Source organism: Pantoea sp. SIMBA_079, assembly GCF_046940275.1.
In the GTDB taxonomy this organism is placed as follows: domain Bacteria; phylum Pseudomonadota; class Gammaproteobacteria; order Enterobacterales; family Enterobacteriaceae; genus Pantoea; species Pantoea borealis.
Window position 1 is genome coordinate 1 of record NZ_JAWRYR010000343.1, and the last position, 270, is coordinate 270.

1 protein-coding gene is annotated in these 270 nt (G+C 47.8%); it reads right to left on the reverse strand.

Annotated elements, in window-relative coordinates; genetic code table 11:
• Nucleotides 1–270: MFS transporter (locus SB719_RS20290; protein ID WP_412159761.1), on the reverse strand; the 270-nt coding region annotated here is incomplete at both ends.

Here is a 270-nt window from a genome sequence, read left to right on the forward strand (position 1 = left end):
GTGGCCATCACCGTTTTACCGGTGACATCAAACGGTGTGCCGACAAAGTTGGCGATCGCCAGTAAGGTGACCGGGAATGACGCATACAGAATAAAAGGACGGAGCTTACCTTTTGGACCGATCTTGCGTCGGGAATCCAACATAATGCCGGTACCCATATCGGTAAACGCAGTAAAGAATTTTGAAATCAAAAAGATAATGCCGCCATAGGTGCCTGGCAGCCCCAGAACGTCGGTATAAAACTTCAAAAGATAAAGCGTACCGATATCC